General features: G+C 52.3%; 14 protein-coding genes. 6 read left to right on the top strand and 8 right to left on the bottom strand.

Translation table 11 applies throughout. From position 1 onward, the window contains the following. Positions 1-67: 67 nt before the first annotated feature. From MLE19_RS18610 to MLE19_RS18575, 8 genes are all read right to left on the bottom strand, one after another. Positions 68-1,144, bottom strand: coding sequence for an asparaginase (locus MLE19_RS18610; protein ID WP_240719615.1), 1,077 nt, complete (start codon positions 1,142-1,144; stop codon positions 68-70). A gap of 29 nt (positions 1,145-1,173) precedes the next feature. Further along, positions 1,174-2,385, bottom strand: coding sequence for an MFS transporter (locus MLE19_RS18605; protein WP_240719614.1), 1,212 nt, complete (start codon positions 2,383-2,385; stop codon positions 1,174-1,176). Positions 2,386-2,410: 25 nt separating this feature from the next. Next, on the bottom strand, positions 2,411-2,914 hold the full coding sequence (locus MLE19_RS18600) for a hypothetical protein (RefSeq protein WP_240719613.1): 504 nt from the start codon (positions 2,912-2,914) through the stop codon (positions 2,411-2,413). Between the two features lie 105 nt (positions 2,915-3,019). After that, complete coding sequence (locus MLE19_RS18595) at positions 3,020-4,276, bottom strand: DEAD/DEAH box helicase (RefSeq protein WP_240719612.1); 1,257 nt, start codon at positions 4,274-4,276, stop codon at positions 3,020-3,022. Between the two features lie 272 nt (positions 4,277-4,548). Beyond that, complete coding sequence (locus MLE19_RS18590; RefSeq protein WP_240719611.1) at positions 4,549-5,055, bottom strand: helix-hairpin-helix domain-containing protein; 507 nt, start codon at positions 5,053-5,055, stop codon at positions 4,549-4,551. Between the two features lie 65 nt (positions 5,056-5,120). Next, positions 5,121-5,726 (bottom strand): PqiC family protein, encoded by a 606-nt coding sequence (locus tag MLE19_RS18585; protein WP_240719610.1) that lies wholly within the window; start codon positions 5,724-5,726, stop codon positions 5,121-5,123. Between the two features lie 9 nt (positions 5,727-5,735). Continuing rightward, on the bottom strand, positions 5,736-7,436 hold the full coding sequence (gene pqiB / locus MLE19_RS18580) for an intermembrane transport protein PqiB (protein WP_240719609.1): 1,701 nt from the start codon (positions 7,434-7,436) through the stop codon (positions 5,736-5,738). Next, the gene (locus MLE19_RS18575; protein ID WP_240719608.1) at positions 7,429-8,808 is read right to left on the bottom strand and encodes a paraquat-inducible protein A; all 1,380 of its coding nucleotides are present in this window, start codon (positions 8,806-8,808) and stop codon (positions 7,429-7,431) included. The genes pqiB and MLE19_RS18575 overlap by 8 nt, the downstream gene beginning before the upstream one ends. Before the next feature lie 367 nt (positions 8,809-9,175). Here MLE19_RS18575 and MLE19_RS18570 point away from each other — a divergent pair, with 367 nt between their 5' ends. The 6 genes from MLE19_RS18570 to MLE19_RS18545 all read left to right on the top strand — a co-directional run bounded on the left by MLE19_RS18570 (position 9,176) and on the right by MLE19_RS18545 (position 17,272). Beyond that, entirely contained in the window at positions 9,176-10,153 is a 978-nt protein-coding gene (locus MLE19_RS18570) for a calcium/sodium antiporter (protein ID WP_240719607.1), read from the top strand. Positions 10,154-10,433: 280 nt separating this feature from the next. Next, a complete protein-coding gene (locus MLE19_RS18565) occupies positions 10,434-11,849 on the top strand; it encodes a cytochrome ubiquinol oxidase subunit I (protein WP_240719606.1) in 1,416 nt (471 codons plus the stop codon). A 2-nt stretch (positions 11,850-11,851) separates the two neighbouring features. Next, positions 11,852-12,853: a cytochrome d ubiquinol oxidase subunit II gene (gene cydB, locus MLE19_RS18560; protein WP_240719605.1), complete on the top strand. Its 1,002-nt coding sequence runs from the start codon at positions 11,852-11,854 to the stop codon at positions 12,851-12,853. 3 nt (positions 12,854-12,856) lie between these two features. Continuing rightward, complete coding sequence (cydD, locus tag MLE19_RS18555; RefSeq protein ID WP_240719604.1) at positions 12,857-14,527, top strand: thiol reductant ABC exporter subunit CydD; 1,671 nt, start codon at positions 12,857-12,859, stop codon at positions 14,525-14,527. Next, positions 14,524-16,230 carry a thiol reductant ABC exporter subunit CydC gene (gene cydC, locus MLE19_RS18550; RefSeq protein WP_240719603.1) on the top strand — a complete coding sequence of 569 codons (1,707 nt, stop codon included), beginning with the start codon at positions 14,524-14,526 and terminating at the stop codon, positions 16,228-16,230. The genes cydD and cydC overlap by 4 nt, the downstream gene beginning before the upstream one ends. 49 nt (positions 16,231-16,279) lie before the next feature. Further along, positions 16,280-17,272 (top strand): adenosine deaminase, encoded by a 993-nt coding sequence (locus MLE19_RS18545; protein ID WP_240719602.1) that lies wholly within the window; start codon positions 16,280-16,282, stop codon positions 17,270-17,272. Positions 17,273-17,563: the final 291 nt, after the last annotated feature.

Below are 17,563 nucleotides of genomic sequence, written 5' to 3'. Positions count from 1 at the left end.
TTAGGTTAACCTCCTTCACCATAGTCTTAATCTCAGCTAATGCCAGCACGGCGGCAATTTTGATGAGTTAACGCTCACCGACGAGAGGCGTTAAAAAGCGCTGTCGCTGATCTTCTAACGTGAGTGGCTGTGCCAATAAATGGGCAAGCTTAGTAAAGGCTGCTTCAGGCGTCATGCTGTCGCCCGCCATAATGCCGGCATCGCTGAGACCATGCCCCGCTGCATAAGCGCCTAGATGAACGCTCCCTTTGGGGCACTGGCTAATGGCCGCGAGCAACTTGCCTTCTCCACTGGCTTTAGCAAGCACATCCAGCAAGCCAGGGTCGTTAGGTAGATTGCCTGCACCCCAGAGCTGAAGCAGGGCACCCTTGACGCGTGAATCACCCAACCACGTATCAAGCTGCCAAGCGGTAATGCCAGGCCAAAGCACAATGCGGACAACTTCCCCTTGATTGACCAAGCGGTAGTCAGGCAGCTCGAAGCGGGGCGCGCCACGCTGTTGCTGTCCCAGTCCACGACTGGGGTAATAAACGAAATCGTCGCCCACCCGCTTACCTAGTAAGGGGTAGTTGGGGCTGGTGAAGGCATCGGCCGCATCGCTGTGCTGTTTGATGGCGCGGGTGCCGCGGAGCAGTTGCCCAGCAAAGTAGATAGCCACTTCTTGCAGTGACGGGGTGGCGGCAAACTTAAGGGCGCCATGTAGATTTGCCAAAGCGTCACTGTCGGGGGCTTCCAGCGGGAGCATTGAACCGGTGATAACGACTGGGCGATCCAGACCCTGCAGTTGGTAAGCAAGGCTGGCTGCGGTCCAGCTAAGGGTGTCGGTGCCGTGAATAATGACGAAGCCAGCGTAAGACGTCAGTTGATCATTAATATCAAGGGCTAACTGTTGCCAGGTAAGGGGTGTGGCAGCGCTTGAGTCAATTAGTGTCGCGTAGCTAATGACATCATATACCGGAAGAGCCTGCTGCTGAGCAATTGGTAGTTGAGTAAGCGCTGCAGCCATTCGGGTAGCAAAGTTACCGCCCGGCGCAAGCCCATTGGGGTGCGACTGCATGCCAATCGTACCGCCTGTGTAAATCACTAAAATACGTTTATCGGTCATGGCGTTGCTGGCTAAAAGGGAGTAGGGGGGCATTGCCATCTCCTGAGGTTATATAGGAAACCTGGGAATCAATTACCGCGGGTGACCCGCTCGACCAAAAGTCCGCCGCTTATATCATCTAGCCGCTGATTGCGTCCCGCTAGTAATGCGAAACCACAGCAAACCGTAATCAGTACGATTAGTAGCCAGGCGATATGTGAGGTGCTGGCGCCTGATTGAAGCATAACCCCTACGCCAAACGGTCCCAGCGCTGCCAATGTATAACCACCGCCCTGAACAAGGCCGGACAGTTGCCCTGCCAGCCTTGAATTTGCTGTGCGTAAGACTAACAAGCTCAGCGCTAAACTAAAGCTGCCCCCTTGACCAATCCCCAGAAGTGCCGCGCCGGGCCATTTCCAGATGAGTGGCGCGATCAGCAGCATCCACAGGCCTGCGGCGGTGCTTAAGAGTACTAACAATAAAGCTGGGCGTTGGTCTTTTCCCAAGCGTGCAAGCCAAGGTGCTCCTAAAGCAGACGCCAGTTGACACATGATTGATACGGCCATGGTCCAGCCCGCGTCGGCCTCGTTATAGCCGCGGTCGACTAGCAGCGTTGGTAGCCAGCCAAACACGATATAAGCCATGGAGGATTGAATACCCATAAACAGCATAACGTGCCAAGTCAGTGGTTGCTTGAGCAGTCGTAGGATGCCGCTTTTTGGCGCAGAGAGCGTATTGGTTTGGGAGGATCGAGGCATCTGGTAGTGCCAGAGGATAAGCGCTAGCAGTGCCAATAATGACCAGCTCATCAAGCTTGCCTGCCAGCTACCCAGTAGTTGTATTAATGGCACGCTTAGGCCGGCGCCTAGAGCGCCACCAAAACAGAGCGCCATGGTATACAGGCCGGTCAGTAGGTCGGCGCTGTTAGGAAGCTCACGTTTAACCAAGGCGGGTAATAAGGTGCCGCCAATGCCAATCGCACAGCCTGCCATTGCTGAGCCGATGAATAACACCCCCGGAAGCGGCAAACCACGCAAAATAAGCCCTGCGGCGAGAAGTATCAGCGCAGCACTCAGCGCCCGTTCACTGCCTATGTGTTTGGCGAGTGTAGGAGCCAGGGGCGCAGACAAGCCCAAAAAGAGTACGGGAAGGGTGGTGAGTAGACCCGCAGCAGTCGCCGAAAGCCCCGCGCTTTCTTGTAAGCGGGTTAGCAAGGGGGCAACTGATGACATGGCGGGGCGAAGATTTAGCCCCACCACGACCATTAGTAAAATAAACGTAATTGAACGACGCGATGCCATAGAGGTGCTTATTTCATACCAACGCTTACTTAAGGTGGGGGCGCAAGTCTCCGCGTACGGCATCGAGTAGCGTAATGAAGTGATAGTCTTGTGAGGAGTCTAGGCAGTCCACTCTGACATTGGTGCGCATGCCTTTATCCATCTGCAACTGATCAAATATTTCTAAAGTCAGCTTACGTGCAGGTTTATCACCTGGCGCCATAATGCCGTCTTCCAGGGTAAAGGTTTCAAGCAGAGTGACACGTACGCGGGTGCTATTACCTTCGCTCAGTACGCGACGCACAAACAGCCAGCCTTCGCAGGGCAGGGCGTGGTTGTCATCGCGTTGACGCAAGAATATCGTGCGGTAGCAAGCGCCCTCAACAGATGCCTTTTCAGCCATGCTGCGGTAGGCCTGTAACACTTGATTAGCAGATGCCCGAGCGTCTTCTAAACGCTGCACAATACCTTGATGCTCGCGGCTGAGTTGCTCTTGACGCTGAAACGTCAGCCATTGGCGATACTCCGCCATAAGTTGAGAAGACGCCATAATCACTCCATGAAAAGTTGTTCATGCCTAACGGCAAAATAGCTGCTTTATACAAGAGGCTGGAATATACAAAGGCGACACCTTCGCATATTCCAGCAAGCCGCGCTAGCGGCGAACGCGGCGTTTGCGTTCACCACCGGTATTAGCACTCTGGCCTTCAGGTTTGCGTTTAGCGCGGGGTTGGCGCTGATTGCGTCGGCCATTCTCGATAGGTTCAGGTTTGATGCTGGGGTCAGGTTCAAAACCGGGCTCTATATGCTTCGGCAGTGTCTGCTTAATTAGCCGCTCAATATTGCCTAGCAGGCCGTCTTCATCGACACATACCAGTGAAACTGCTTCACCATTGCTACCAGCACGGCCGGTGCGTCCAATGCGGTGAACGTAATCTTCCGCTACGTTGGGTAGGTCGAAGTTGACGACATGTGGAAGCTCATTAATATCAAGGCCCCGTGCGGCAATATCGGTAGCCACAAGCACCTGTAAATCGCCACTTTTAAACGCTGTTAAAGCGCGCGTACGGGCACCTTGGCTTTTATTGCCGTGGATCGCCATTGACGGTATATCTTGCTTAGAGAGCTGCTCAGCTAGGCGGTTCGCACCATGTTTAGTGCGTGTGAACACCAATACCTGAAACCAGCCATTCTGTTGAATTAAGTGCGCTAATAGTTCGCGTTTTTTCTCACGATCCACGCGGTAAATAGCTTGCTCAATTTTCTCAGCAGTCGCGTTACGTGGTGCTACCTCAATCATTGCTGGATTGTCCAGCAGTTGTTGAGCCAGGGTTTGGATCTCATTTGAAAAGGTGGCTGAGAACAGTAGATTTTGACGCTTTTTGGGTACTAGGCGCAGCAGGCGTTTGATGTCGTGGATAAAGCCCATATCAAGCATACGGTCTGCTTCATCTAACACCAAGATTTCTACCGCAGAGAGATCTACATGTCCCTGCTGGTGTAAATCTAAAAGGCGACCTGGTGTGGCAACCAGTACATCAAGGCCGGCTTTAAGCGCATCAATTTGAGGCTGTTGGCCTACGCCACCAAAGATGATGTGCGAGCGTAGCGCTAAATGTTGACCATAAGTTGATACGCTTTCACCTACTTGAGCAGCAAGCTCACGAGTAGGGGTTAGCACCAGTGCACGTACCTGACGTTTGCCAGGACGCTTGCCGGTATTTAAACGTTGCAGCATCGGCAGTGTGAAACCTGCCGTTTTGCCAGTGCCGGTTTGGGCGCTGGCGAGCATGTCACGACCTTCCAAGACGACGGGAATGGCTTGTCGTTGTATCGGGGTAGGTTCGGTGTAACCTTGCGCTGTGACAGCGCGTAATAGATCGGCGTGCAGGCCAAGTTCAGAAAAGCTCATGCGTTCTCCGCAGTCACCTAGTGAGTTAATACCGGTAAGTGGTTATTTTCACTAGATGTAATGTTCAAAAAGCGAGGTTGATCGATCTTCGCGGCAGCGCAGTGTGCCAGATATCTAAGCGTGCCGCGATGGTCGTTGATTAGCCGTGGATGACCGTGACAGGAGACGTGAAGACTACAATGCTTAGCAGCACTGTGATCTGATGCGCACGGGCACATCAGAAAACTTACGTATCAGTAATAAGCCGAGCAGTGTAACACGATTATATAGCGTCAGCTTGTTTGGCTGTCTCGTGTCAGCGACGAGTGTTGGGCATGTAGGGGGATCAGCCGAGCCAGTGTCGCTGGGGGTAATTGCAGCTGGGCAAGCGCCTTAGGCGTTAATGCAAAAAACTGCTCGGGAGTGAAAACGCCCAGTTGAAACAGCTGGCGTGCGGTTGCTGGCCCTAACCCATCCAGGGCGAGCAGCCTGCGCGCAAACACCGAAATAAAACGGTTTTGCTGTTGCTCGTCGAGCTTAGCTGCCGCGCTTTGATAGTAGTCCCCCGCGCACAGGGTTATAAATTGCTCGATGCGCTCAAGTGCCGCGAGTGTTGATCCGTCAAGCGAGAGCATTGCTAGTTGGTCCAGCAGTGCGTCGTGACTATGCAGGGCGGTCTCAAGTGTCGTGGGCGACGCCTTGTCCTCCAGCAGGGTAGTGACTGTATGCATCAGAGTATTCACTGCATCACGCAGTTGAACAGTGGGTAATGCAGCAGTATCGTTCGGCTCATCTGTCATGTGAACATCCCTGAGAAGACTTAGGTCAAGCGTAGTTCAGCAAGCTACGTTTAGAAAACCGCAAATCAATTAAAATAGTTGCCCTGGCGTATTTGAGTAGCGATCAGCTCTGCGGCTTGATCCCAGCTTGCGCTCAGCGCCCGGACCAGAGCCGGATAACCGTCTGCTTCCAACGGGGTCTCAGCGTGAAAATTCTCCATCACCAGCAGCTCACCCGCAGCGTTTAGTAATTGCCATTGGCCACTAGCCAAGGCTACGCCATCAAACCGGCCTTGAAATTGGTCAACGCTTAGACGCAGGGTTAGTGCATCAGAGGGTTCATTTTCTGCACGTATAACCCTGAGCATCGGCAGTGCTTGCGATAAGTGGGTACGTATTTTTCGCTCTAGCTGCCGATCCAGTCCTTCTGCCCATTGATGTTCACGTGCAGCGTTCAGCGTAATGTCATCCAACTGCATCACGATGCCATCTACATCTAGGTAGTGGGCCAAGCGAGGCGAGCTCAGCACGAGCGTGCCCTCTGGTTGGTTTGTGGTACTGCTCAACTGGTCGACCGGTAGCATGTATCGCGTAGGGGGAGTAGTACTGCTGGCACAGGCCGATACTAATACGCACATCATTAGCAGCAGTAAACACTTGATCCAGTTGGTCATACGTTTCCCTATAAGCATGGAGGCTCCTTAATCACGGGGCGCGCGTGGAATTGGGTCTTGGGCATCCAGGTTGTCAAACAGCAGAGCTCTGGGGTTGTCGTTAAGCGTGCGGGTAAGTGGCTGCAGATCACGCATTAAGCGATCCAGTCGCTCGATGGCAGTCGTGAGCTCCTGGTAAGCGGGCGAAGAGGGAGACAGGCCCTGCAGCGTGTTACGCAGTTCCTCAAGAGTACCGTTTAGATTACCGCCAATCGCTTGAGTCTCAGGATCATTCAGTAACTGATTGATAGAGGAGCTTACTTCACGAACTTCATTGAGCACGCTTTCAGAGGCTTGCAAATTACGATCCAGGCCGGCTAACAAAGGCTCAACTTCAAGATCATTCAATTTCTCAAGCAAATCGGTAACCTGCGCTTGAATCTGCGCAAACCCGCCTGCGACTGTAGGGAATACGGCGCGATCAGAGAATCGTTCGGCAACATATTCGTCGGCTAGGTCACGTTGAAAGTTCAAGTCGACAAATAGTGCGCCTGTTAGCAGGCTGCCACTTTTTAATGACGCGCGCAGTCCAAGGCCAAACATACGTTCAAAACGGGCTTCCCACTCTTCGAGATCGATATCGCTGTTTTCGATGCCCAGGCGCTGCGGCTCTATCCTGATCAATACGGGAATTGCAAAGCGGGCGCGGGAGTCGGGCTGCGGAGCGGTAAAGTTCCATGGTACAGCGGCAACGGTGCCCATTCGTACGCCGCGAAACTCTACAGGTGCTCCTTTGGAAAGGCCCCGCACCGTTTCATCAACCAGGAGCACATACTCTAAGTAACGATTAAACGTTCCTTCTCGGGCGGCATTTTCATCCGCATAGAGCGTGAAACGAGAGTTTGCCTCAACCGGCTGACCCATGGGGAGGTCTTCGGGCACACCAAATGTCACGCCACCACCGAGCAGGGCTTCAATGGATTCGACGTTAACCCGTACACCATCAGCGCCTAACTGGAAATCGATACCGCTTGACGTCCAGAAGCGCGTGCTGTCAGTGACTAAATTGGTGTAGGGCTCTTCAATAAACACCTGGTGCTGCATGGTTCGCGACTGTGGTTCAAAGCTGTTCTCTTCAATTCGCCCTACGGTGTAGCCTTGGTACGAAACCGGGTCACCGACGCGCAAGGAGTTACCGAGCTGACTCGTTAAGCTAAGCCGCAGGCCCGCCTGCCCAGCAGGGGCGACGGGGGGAATGTCGCTGACCGGAAATTCGCGTCTCGGTGCCTCTTCAGTGCCGGGTTCCAGCTGAATATAAGCACCCGATAGCACGGTGCCTAGGCCACTAATCCCTTCACGGCCAATACGTGGCTTGACCACCCAGAAGCGGCTGTCTTCACGCAGCATATCCTCTACTTCCGGCTGAATGCGTGCTGTTAAAACGGCATGTGAGAGGTCGTCAGAGAGGCGTACGCTTTGTACTCGACCGATTTCTACGTTGCGGCTGCGAATAAGCGTATTGTTCGCTTCAATGCCTTCTGCGCTGTCCATGGTCAGCGTTACCAGGGTGCCCCGGCTAGAGTAGTTGTCATATACCAGCCATAAGCCTATTGCGATGGCAACAATCGGGACAACCCAAATAGGTGAAAGGCGGGTCTGGCGTGATGTTTTGGCCTTGTTTAAATCCTGCTCACTGGTTGGATCATCGTTCGTTTGATTGGTATTGGGCGGTGTTGTTTCATTAGCCATCAACAGGTTCCTTGGTGGCCGTTTTACGGCGAAGAAGAGAGTGGCGAAGGGAGTGGTGAAGAGAGTTTCGTTGTGGCAAAGATGTGTCCCATATCAAGCGGGGATCAAAGGTCATCGCTGCCAGCATGGTTAACACGACAACGGAGCCGAAGGCGAGTGCCGCTGGCCCTGGCGTAATCGACATTAATGATCCTGCGCGAATCAGTGCCACTAATATAGCGACCACAAAAACGTCTACCATCGACCAGCGGCCAATAAATTCCGTTAATCGATACAAACGGGTGCGGCTTTGGGCATTCAGGACATTGCTTCGTCTCACCACTAAGCAAAGCCACGTGAGCGCTACTAATTTACCCACGGGTACGATAACGCTGGCTATGAAAATGACGGCTGCGATTGGCCATGAGCCCATCTGAATCAATTGAACAACGCCGCCAATAATAGTGGATGGGGTGGAGTTGCCTAAACTTGTGGTGGTCATGATTGGGTAAACATTGGCAGGAATGTACATGATGGCCGATGCACCCAGCAGCGCCCAGGTACGCTGCAAACTGTGTGGCAAGCGCTGGTGAAGTTTTTCGTGGCAGCGAACACAATACCCACGCCCTTGGGGTGATAGTCGGTTTATAAGTCCACAAGTAGGACAGCCGGTTAGACCTTGGGCGGCGGCGGGCATACCTGTTTGAGTATTGTCAGGAGATAGTGGCTCTCCTTCTAGTGAGAACCACATCCAATCCGCATCGATAGACTGAGTCGTCATCAGCAGTAAAAGTGCAAAAGCGCAAAATGCCCAGAATGATATGCCTAACTCGACATCGGCCAGACCCGCTATTTTTATTAGGCTGACAAGGGCACCAATTATAAATACATCGGCCATCATCCATGGCGTTAAGTGGGCTAACGAGCGGGCTATATCGCGGCTAAAAGGCAAGGGATGGTCACGCAAAAGACCAAACTGGAGCCAAAGCACGCCAAACAGGTATACCGCTGGCAATACCACAATCGTCATGATGATGGCGATCGCCACGAGCGGCTGATGAAAGCCAATCAGGGCCGTAGCGGTCTGCGTCAACTCAATGCGGTTGCTAACCCCGCTAACGGTAAAACTGATAAAGGGAAATGATACCGCCACTATCAATGCAATGAGTGATGCGATGGCAAGCGCCATGCTGCGCTGTGCTGGGTAGCGGTGACGTTTGACTAACACATGCGAGCATCTTGGACAGCTTGCTCTTTCGCCAGAGCTAAGTGGTGGTAGGGCAGATACCCAGTCACATTCATGACAGGCACGCAGACGTCTCCGCTGAGTGCGAACCTCAGGCGGAGTGCGGTCAACGAGTGGGGTGTTAACCGGTAATGTGCGGCGTTTCATCAATCTATTTGGGGGCAAAAACCAAAACTCTCAGTGCGAACACCTAGCTAAACTACTAGGCTATGGCGAATTAAGCTTTTAATCATGCAGTATAGCAAGTCTATGTCGCTGAAATAATGTTCAAAAACATCGCCAGGCTGCTTGACCAAAGCGTCAGTTTAGACAACGATGCTGCGGCGCAATGACAAGCAGTGCATGACGCTAATAGTGACCGTTTATATTTCTGCCAGGATAGTTCCTAAACAGATGGTCGCAATATGTTAGTCATCATTGCTAGTAATAGTATCTTACTGCTCCACGCTTGAAGCGACATTAAGATACGCAATCCTGAAAATAGTGCTGATCATTATGTTCTGAAGGAAACGAAATGTTGCTTCCCACTTTAGCGGTTTTGTTTGGTTTGATCCTGTTGGTTTGGAGTGCCGAGAAGTTTATTGATGGTGCTGCAGCAACCTCGCGTTGGCTTGGGCTTTCTCCGCTACTGATCGGCATGCTGGTTATCGGTTTTGGTACATCAGCACCGGAGATGATGGTTTCAGTCCTCGCTGCACTGGATGGAAATCCCGGTTTGGCGGTGGGTAACGCTTATGGCTCAAATATCGCCAATATAGGTTTGATTTTAGGCCTGATTGCGCTTATTTCACCACTGGCCGTTCACTCCAGCGTTATTCGCAAAGAGATGCCAATACTGATGCTCGTCATGCTGGCGACTGGCTTAATGCTGCTGGATGGTTTTGTAGCACGCTGGGAAGCAGTCTGTCTCTTACTGGCATTAGTGGCCTTTATCGTTGTCAGTATCGTTCGCTCACGCAGTCAGCCCGACGACGCAATCGTATCTGAAGTGGCTGAGACCCTAGATAGCAAACCGATGTCCCGGGGTAAGTCCATTATGTGGACCCTGGTGGGCCTGCTTCTGCTTATTGCGAGTTCACGCTTATTGGTGTGGGGGGCAGTGGAAATAGCTGTTCGCTTCGGCGTAAGTGACTTGATCATTGGTTTAACAGTGGTGGCTATTGGCACCTCGCTGCCGGAACTGGCATCTTCAATCAGCGCTTTGCGCCGTAAAGAGCATGATTTGGTATTAGGCAACGTGGTGGGTTCTAACCTGTTCAATAGCTTGGCGGTTGTTGGTCTAGCGGGGGTCATTGCGCCCATTGAAGCAGGGCGGGAAGTGTTGGTGCGCGACTGGAGCGTCATGACGGGCATGACGCTCTTGATGATTCTGTTTGCGTTTTCCTGGCGCGGCCGCCCTCGGCGCATCAATCGTTTAGAAGGCGGTATTCTGCTGGCTCTGTTTATCGCCTACACCGGCTATATGGTCAGCGTCGTAATAATGTCGCGATAGCAGTTAATGTAGTAGCTGGATAGTAGCTGGGATCATGGTTAAGAACATGATGAAAGAGGCATAGTGCACCGCTTTGGTGCTTGGTGCGTCAATGCGACTCATCTTGGACACCCATTGATTATTATATGATGGTTGTCCAAGAAGGGCGTAGTAAATGGTCAATAGCAGTGGAAAAGAAATAAGCTTAGTGCTTATAACTAAAAGTGTCGTGCCACTAAGGCTCAACTAAGCTTGTGTTAACCCTTTTATGGGATACCGATTCAGGTCTTAGGAGAGTGAAATGGAACTTGATCCGCTCGTATTGTCGCGATTGCAATTTGCATTCGTCGTGTCGTTTCACGCAATCTTCCCCGTATTTACCATCGGCTTGGCGTCCTACATTGCGCTGCTTCATGGCCTATTTTTCAAAACGAAAAATCCAGCTTGGGATCGTCTATCACTCTTCTGGACAAAGGTATTTGCCGTTGTCTTTGGGATGGGGGTGGTGTCAGGCATCGTGATGTCGTTCCAGTTTGGTACTAACTGGAGCAATTTTTCCCAGGCATCCTCGAATTTTCTTGGCCCTATGCTGAGCTACGAAGTGGTGACAGCCTTCTTCTTAGAAGCGGCTTTCCTGGGCGTGCTGCTATTTGGGCGTGGAAAGGTACCCCAGGGGGTTCACCTCTTTGCAGCCATTATGGTGGCGGTGGGCACTTTCATTTCCTCCTTCTGGATCCTATCGGCTAACAGTTGGCTGCATACCCCGGCAGGGGTAGAGCTGATCGACTTCCGTTTCCATGTTACCTCATGGTCCGAAGCAATCTTTAATCCCTCTTTCCCATACCGCTTTATGCATATGGCGGTTGCCTCCTTCTTAACCGGTGGCTTTGTAGTGGCAGGGGTGAGTGCTTGGTTCCTGTTACGCGACCGTGACCCCGAAGCTAATCGCCGCGCACTCTCCATGTGTCTCTGGCTATTGCTATTTTTGGCACCAACCCAGGCGGTCATAGGTGATTTCCATGGTATTAACACCTTAGAGCACCAGCCAACAAAAGTGGCTGCCATGGAAGGGCATTGGGAAACTTCTGGCAATGTGCCGCTGCTGCTGTTTGCCATTCCTGATCAGGAAGCGCAAACCAACCGCTTTGAGTTGGGTATTCCCAATCTGGCCAGCATCATCTTGACCCACTCTATCGATGGGGAGGTGCCGGGTATTAGTGAGGCGGCGCCTGAAGAACAGCCGCCGGTATTGATTGTTTTCTGGGGCTTCCGAGTCATGGTAGGCATTGGCCTGCTAATGATTGCAGTGGCGTTAACGGGATTAGTGTTGCGCCTCAAAGGACGTATCTATGATAAGCGGCTATTTTTAAAAGGTTTGACGGCGATGATTCCAATGCCGTTCGTTGCTGTCTTAGCGGGTTGGATCGTGACTGAGTCAGGCCGTGCACCTTGGCTGGTTTACGGAATGATGACGCATGCCGAGGGTTTAACGCCTTCACTCACTGGCCCTATGGCACTGTTTACGCTGATTGGCTATGTCTTGGTTTACGCCGTGGTGTTTTACGCGGGCATTTATTACCTCACGCGCGTAGTGCGCAACGGTATGCTGCCTGAAGAAGAGCGCGATACAACCGATGAGAACTTCAAGCGGCCCATGCGACCCATGTCTGCTGCGCATACCCCTTTTGACGATGACGTTGACCCGGTGAGGAGCTAGACATGGAAATGTTTGATCTAACGTTAGTTTGGGCCTTCATCATCGGTTTCGGCATCATGATGTATGTGCTTATGGACGGATTTGATCTGGGGTTGGGTATTCTTTACCCCTTTGCTCCCGATGAAGATGCCCGCGATGTGATGATGAACTCGGTGGCGCCGATATGGGATGGCAATGAAACATGGCTAGTGCTAGGTGGCGCTGGGCTTTTAGGCGCTTTCCCGCTGGTTTATTCGGTGTTCTTACCAGCACTGTACATTGGTGTCTTCTTGATGCTGGCAGGGTTGATCTTTCGCGGTGTTGCCTTTGAGTTTCGCTTTAAATCCCGTCGTAACCGCCGCTGGTGGAACCGCGCTTTTTGCTGGGGTTCGGCGATCGCCGCTTTCGCTCAAGGGGCTGTTGTCGGGGCTTATATTCAAGGCTTTCCCGTGGAAAACTTCGCCTATGTAGGCGGCGCATTTGACTGGCTAACCCCTTTCTCAGTACTGACAGGGCTTGGTTTGATGGCAGGCTACGCGTTGCTAGGGGCTACTTGGCTAATTCTAAAATCGGAAGGGCATGTGCAAGATTGGGCTTATAAGATCACACCAATGCTGTTGGCCTTGGTGCTGTTTGTATTTGCCGTAATTAGCCTGTGGACGCCGTTCATCAATCCGCTGGTGTGGGAACGTTGGTTCGGCAATATTCAACTGATTTGGATTTTCCCCGTCTCTGCGTTGCTCTGCGCGTTTGTTGTCTTTCGCTCGGTCCAAAAGCGTCGTGAGGGGGTGCCTTTCCTAGCAACTATTGGTATTTATGTTTTTACGTATTTAGGGTTGATTGTAAGTAAATGGCCAGTGATTGTGCCACCAGACTATACGTTGTGGGACGCGGCTTCTTCGCCTGAATCACAGCTGTTCCTACTGGTGGGGATGGTGTTTGTTATTCCGATTATATTGACCTATACCGCTTGGACGTATTGGGTATTCCGCGGCAAGGTGCGTGTAGGCGAGGGATACCACTGATCCATGGTAACTGAAGAGGCGCTCTCTCTTACCCCGCGCAGTTGGCTGCAAGCGTTGGCTAAGGGAGAGCGTAAACGCCTGCTAGGCGCTGCGTTTTGTGGCGTCCTGGCAGGTAGTCAAACGATAGTCGTGGTAGTGGGGCTTGCATGGCTTATTGATCAATTGGTGGTTCACGACCAATTGCCCGTTACCCTGCTGCCAATATTCTCTCTGCTGGTAGGCTGTGTGCTTTTACGTGCTGCTTTTCAGTGGGGCCATGAAACGCTGAGCCTGGAGGCGAGCCTGCTAATCCGGCAGCGTGCCAGGGTTGAGCTGTTAGATAAACTATCCGCGTTAGGCCCAGTGTGGCTTACCAGCCAGCACAGTGGCTCTTTGGCCAACCAGGCGGTTGAGCATATCGATGCGCTGGAGGGCTATTTTGCGCGGTTTTACCCTCAATTGCGTATAACGCTCTGTTTGCCGCTATTGATATTGGCGGTGGCAGGCTGGCTCGATTATCTAGTGGCTCTTTTTCTACTGCTTTCTGCGCCGTTAATTCCGCTTTTTATGGCGTTGGTCGGCATGGGGGCGGAGCGCCTCAATCGTGATCAGTTTGTTGCCGTGTCACGACTTTCAGCGCACTTTATTGACCGTGTACGAGGCATGACAACACTTCAGCTGTTTGGTCGCACGTCGGATGCCCAGCAGGATGTTTGGTATGCCACAGATGGTTATCGGCGCCTTAGTATGCGTACGCTTCGGTTGGCGTTTCTCTCATCCGCGGTGCTGGAGTTCTTTTCCTCTGTGGCGATTGCGGTCGTGGCCATGTATGTCGGTTTTGGCCTCTTAGGCTATATAGAGTACGGCCCGTCACCGTCACTGACGCTTTTTTCAGGTTTAGCCGTGTTATTGCTGGCGCCTGAGTTTTTCCAGCCTCTGCGTACGCTTTCTCAGCACTACCATGATCGCGCTGCGGCATTGGGCGCCGCCGAAAGCGTGGTGAATATACTTAATCAGCCAAGCTTGGTGAGCGAGCATCGCTATGAGACGCCGCTGTCAGATAGGTCAGCCATCGAGTTAACGGCTGCTTGCGTTTCTTACCCTAGTAGAGGGCAGGTAATCGGCCCCATTGACCTCACGGTCCGGCGCGGTGAGGTTGTGGCGCTTAGTGGCGCTTCTGGTAGTGGCAAGTCGACGCTATTGGCGCTGCTTGCGGGCTTTATAGCGCCAAGCGCTGGGGAGTATCGTCGCCAAGATAGCCACTTCGCTTGGCTGGATCAGCAGCCCTGCATGCTGCACGGAAGCTTGAGCGATAACCTGCGTTTGGCGAATCCGGAAGCGTCCCGTGAAGAGATGGTCGCCGCACTACAGGGTGCAGGTTTTGGGCCTCTTTTGGCACAGCTACCTGAGGGTCTGGAGACGTTAATCGGCGAGCGTGGCGTGGGGTTGTCAGGTGGCCAAGCTCAGCGTTTAGCACTTGCTCGTATTTATCTCAGCAATGCACCGCTGGTGCTTTTAGATGAGCCTACGGCGAGATTAGACCAAGAGACTGAGCAGTCGGTTTTGGCGGCTTTGCTTGAGCTTTCCCAGCAGGGCCGCACCCTGGTAATAGCGACCCACCATCCGGCAGTCATCGCCGCTGCCCAGCGCCACTTGACGTTTGAGCAGGGGCAACTCGTCGAGGTGATCTCATGATGGCTATTTACCGCGATTTTCGCCCCTGGCTTCTGCTGTTAGTAAGGCGTCGTCGGCGTTTCTTGTTGGGCGCTCTGTTGGTGTTGATCACTCTATTGGCAGGGCTTGCGCTTCTGGGGCTATCGGGGTGGTTTATTACTGCCAGTGCCCTGGCCGGCATCGCCTTGTCCTTAGGGTTGCCTGCACGGCTTGATGTTTATGTTCCTGGTGGCGGCATCCGTTTCTTCGCCTTAGCACGCACCGTAGCGCGCTATGTTGAGCGGCTGTATAACCATAATACAGTGCTAACGCTGCTGGCTGACTTACGTTATCGAGTGTTTGGCTATTTAATGCGTTTAGACGACGCACGTTTGCACGGTGAGCGTGCCAGCGACTGGCTGAGCCGATTAACGGCCGATATCGATACTCTGGATAATTTTTATTTGCGGCTCTTGGTGCCACCGTTAGTGGCGCTGCTTGGTGTAGTGGCTGTTTCTCTTTTTGTGGCTATTTGGTTGCCCGGCGTTGCCGTGCTGATTGCAGTCACTCTAGGTTTGCTTTGGCTGATGGCGACCCTGTTGGCGGCTGCCTGGGGATTTTCACAAAGCTATCAGCAGGTGGTTGATCAGCAGTCGCTACGTCGTCTAGTGGTTGATCAAGTCCAGGCATCGGCTGAGTTGATGAGCTATCAAACGACCCGGTGGCATCGGGCTATGATCGCTAGTCAAGAGCAGCAGGCGTTTCTCAATCAGCGTCGCTTGGGGCGTAAGGCAGCGTTGATAAACTGTTTGGTAAGCATCATTACTGGATTAATGGTATTGGCGGTAGTGTGGTTCGCTAGCCTTGTGTTCACCAAGCAGCTGGTAACAGGCCCTATTTTGGTAATGGCTACTTTGATAGCGTTGGGAGTCAATGAGGCCTTCATTCAGCTACCCACAAGCTTTATCAAGCTGGGTGCTAGCTATGCAGCGGTACGACGTTTAAACGCGTTAACCGATGATTCATCGCCCTCTGTCCCTGCCGTTCCTTTGCCTGAAGGGGTTGGCCTCAGTGTTCAGGTTGATCGGCTCTCCCTGCACTATTCGCAAACACTAGAACCGGCATTAAATGGTATTGATCTTCAACTGCCCGCTGGAAAGCGAGCGGTGATTACTGGCAACTCTGGTGCCGGAAAATCATCTTTAGCCAGTGTGTTGATGGGGCGCTTAAAAGCGACCCAGGGTGAAGCGATGGTAGGCGGTGTTCCTGTTTGGCAGCTCTCTTCCGAAAGCCGTGCCAACCATTTTGTTATGCTCACTCAGCAGGTGGATCTCTTTGATGCCTCTATTGCCGAGAACCTGCGTATTGCCAACCCCGCAGCAAGTGATGCCATGCTCTGGCAAACATTGAGAGCGGTTGCCTTGGATCGCTGGGTTGAGCAACTGCCGAAAGGCTTAGCGACGGCGGTGGGCGAGAAAGGCCAGCAGCTTTCGGGGGGGCAAGGTCGCCGTTTGGCTTTAGCACGACTAATGCTATGTAACCCTCAAGTGGTGATTCTCGATGAGCCGTTTGCCGGAGTGGATGCGTCGACGGCAGAACATATCGCTGCTTCCCTGGATAAGTGGTTGATTAATCGAACGGTTATCTTTTTTGTCCATCAAGTGAGTTCGCTGAAATTACTGCCTGGAGTTGAGTACCGCTGGCATCTAGATACCGGTAAACTTAGCCAATGCCCGATTATATAACCGATAATGAGTGATATTGATCAATTGATAAGACAGCTAGGAGCCCTCCATGCACGAATTCTTACGCAACCTTCCGAAAGTAGAGCTCCATTTGCATATCGAAGGTTCACTGGAGCCTGAGTTAATGTTTGCGCTAGCGCAACGCAATGGAATTGAGTTGCCTTATGCGACTGTTCAAGAAGCCAAAGATGCTTATTATTTTAACGACCTGCAGGGGTTCTTGAATCTCTATTTTCAGGGCATGAGCGTGCTTCGTCATGAAGAAGACTTTTACGATCTGGCGATGGATTATTTCAAACGCGCCCGAGGGGAGGGCGTTGTCCATGTCGACATGCACTTTGACCCCCAGGCGCATCTGCAGCGTGGCGTTCCCCTTGAGGTGGTCATGGGGGGATTATTAAAAGCCAAGCAGGAAGCTGAAGAAACACTCGATCTCTCTATCGGCATGATTATGGCTTTTCTACGTGATCGCCCTGCTGAGGAGGCGTTACATGTCCTGGAGCAAGCGGCTCCTTATTGGAAAATGTTAGATGCTATTGGGCTCGATAGTGCTGAGCAAAATAATCCACCGGTAAAATTTGCTGAGGTGTTTGAGCGCGCTAAGCAGCTTGGGCTTGTGCGTGTGGCCCACGCCGGGGAGGAAGGGCCCGCTGACTTTATTAAAGAAGCCCTGGATATACTTGATGTTCAGCGCATAGATCACGGAGTGCGCTGTTTAGAAAGCGAGGAGGTGGTCGAGCGTTTGCGCAGTGAGCAGATTGTTCTAACCGTTTGCCCACTCTCCAATGTCAGCTTGAAGGTGGTAGAGGATCTGCGTGATCATCCGCTGCCCAAGCTTTTGGCTAAAGGACTCAAAGTAACGATTAGCTCAGATGATCCTGCCTACTTTGGCGGCGGCATGCTAACCAACCATATTGCGTGTGCCGAAGCGTTTGGTTGGGATGAGACGGTTTTCCGCCAATTAACGCGCAACGCTATTGAAGAAGCCTTTACTACTAATAAGCGGCGCGACGAACTTCTGGCCCGCTTAGCAGCATTATAAGGGTTTTGCGCCTCGTTTATTGGATCAAGCTTGGCAGCCGTTACATGCAGAGCTAGGTTTTTGCTCATAAATATTCAAATCGCTGTTGACGCTGGCGGTGAATCGGGTAGTATACGCCACACGTCAACGGGGCACGGCCTCGGCGACCAGCTCTTTAACAATTTGATCAGGTAATTCATGTGGGCGCTTGCTGGTACGGTGACAAATCACCAAATATCAAGGCAAGCGGTCATGAGAACGTAAGTTTGAATGAATTCGTTTGAACCTTGAGCCAAGTTTGATCCACTTTTG

The organism is Vreelandella neptunia (assembly GCF_022489065.1).
Taxonomy (GTDB): Bacteria; Pseudomonadota; Gammaproteobacteria; order Pseudomonadales; family Halomonadaceae; genus Vreelandella; species Vreelandella neptunia_A.
The sequence above is the reverse complement of the archived record's forward strand: the minus strand, read 5'-3'. Positions and strand labels throughout refer to the sequence as shown.

Coding starts and splice junctions, on each gene's coding strand:
- MLE19_RS18590 (WP_240719611.1), bottom strand. CDS start 5,055: ATGACAGATGAGCCGAACGATACTGCTGCATTACCCACTGTTCAACTG.
- cydC (WP_240719603.1), top strand. CDS start 14,524: ATGATGGCTATTTACCGCGATTTTCGCCCCTGGCTTCTGCTGTTAGTA.
- MLE19_RS18600 (WP_240719613.1), bottom strand. CDS start 2,914: ATGGCGTCTTCTCAACTTATGGCGGAGTATCGCCAATGGCTGACGTTT.
- MLE19_RS18570 (WP_240719607.1), top strand. CDS start 9,176: ATGTTGCTTCCCACTTTAGCGGTTTTGTTTGGTTTGATCCTGTTGGTT.
- MLE19_RS18585 (WP_240719610.1), bottom strand. CDS start 5,726: ATGCTTATAGGGAAACGTATGACCAACTGGATCAAGTGTTTACTGCTG.
- MLE19_RS18545 (WP_240719602.1), top strand. CDS start 16,280: ATGCACGAATTCTTACGCAACCTTCCGAAAGTAGAGCTCCATTTGCAT.
- cydB (WP_240719605.1), top strand. CDS start 11,852: ATGGAAATGTTTGATCTAACGTTAGTTTGGGCCTTCATCATCGGTTTC.
- MLE19_RS18565 (WP_240719606.1), top strand. CDS start 10,434: ATGGAACTTGATCCGCTCGTATTGTCGCGATTGCAATTTGCATTCGTC.
- MLE19_RS18575 (WP_240719608.1), bottom strand. CDS start 8,808: ATGAAACGCCGCACATTACCGGTTAACACCCCACTCGTTGACCGCACT.
- MLE19_RS18610 (WP_240719615.1), bottom strand. CDS start 1,144: ATGGCAATGCCCCCCTACTCCCTTTTAGCCAGCAACGCCATGACCGAT.
- pqiB (WP_240719609.1), bottom strand. CDS start 7,436: ATGGCTAATGAAACAACACCGCCCAATACCAATCAAACGAACGATGAT.
- cydD (WP_240719604.1), top strand. CDS start 12,857: ATGGTAACTGAAGAGGCGCTCTCTCTTACCCCGCGCAGTTGGCTGCAA.
- MLE19_RS18605 (WP_240719614.1), bottom strand. CDS start 2,385: ATGGCATCGCGTCGTTCAATTACGTTTATTTTACTAATGGTCGTGGTG.
- MLE19_RS18595 (WP_240719612.1), bottom strand. CDS start 4,276: ATGAGCTTTTCTGAACTTGGCCTGCACGCCGATCTATTACGCGCTGTC.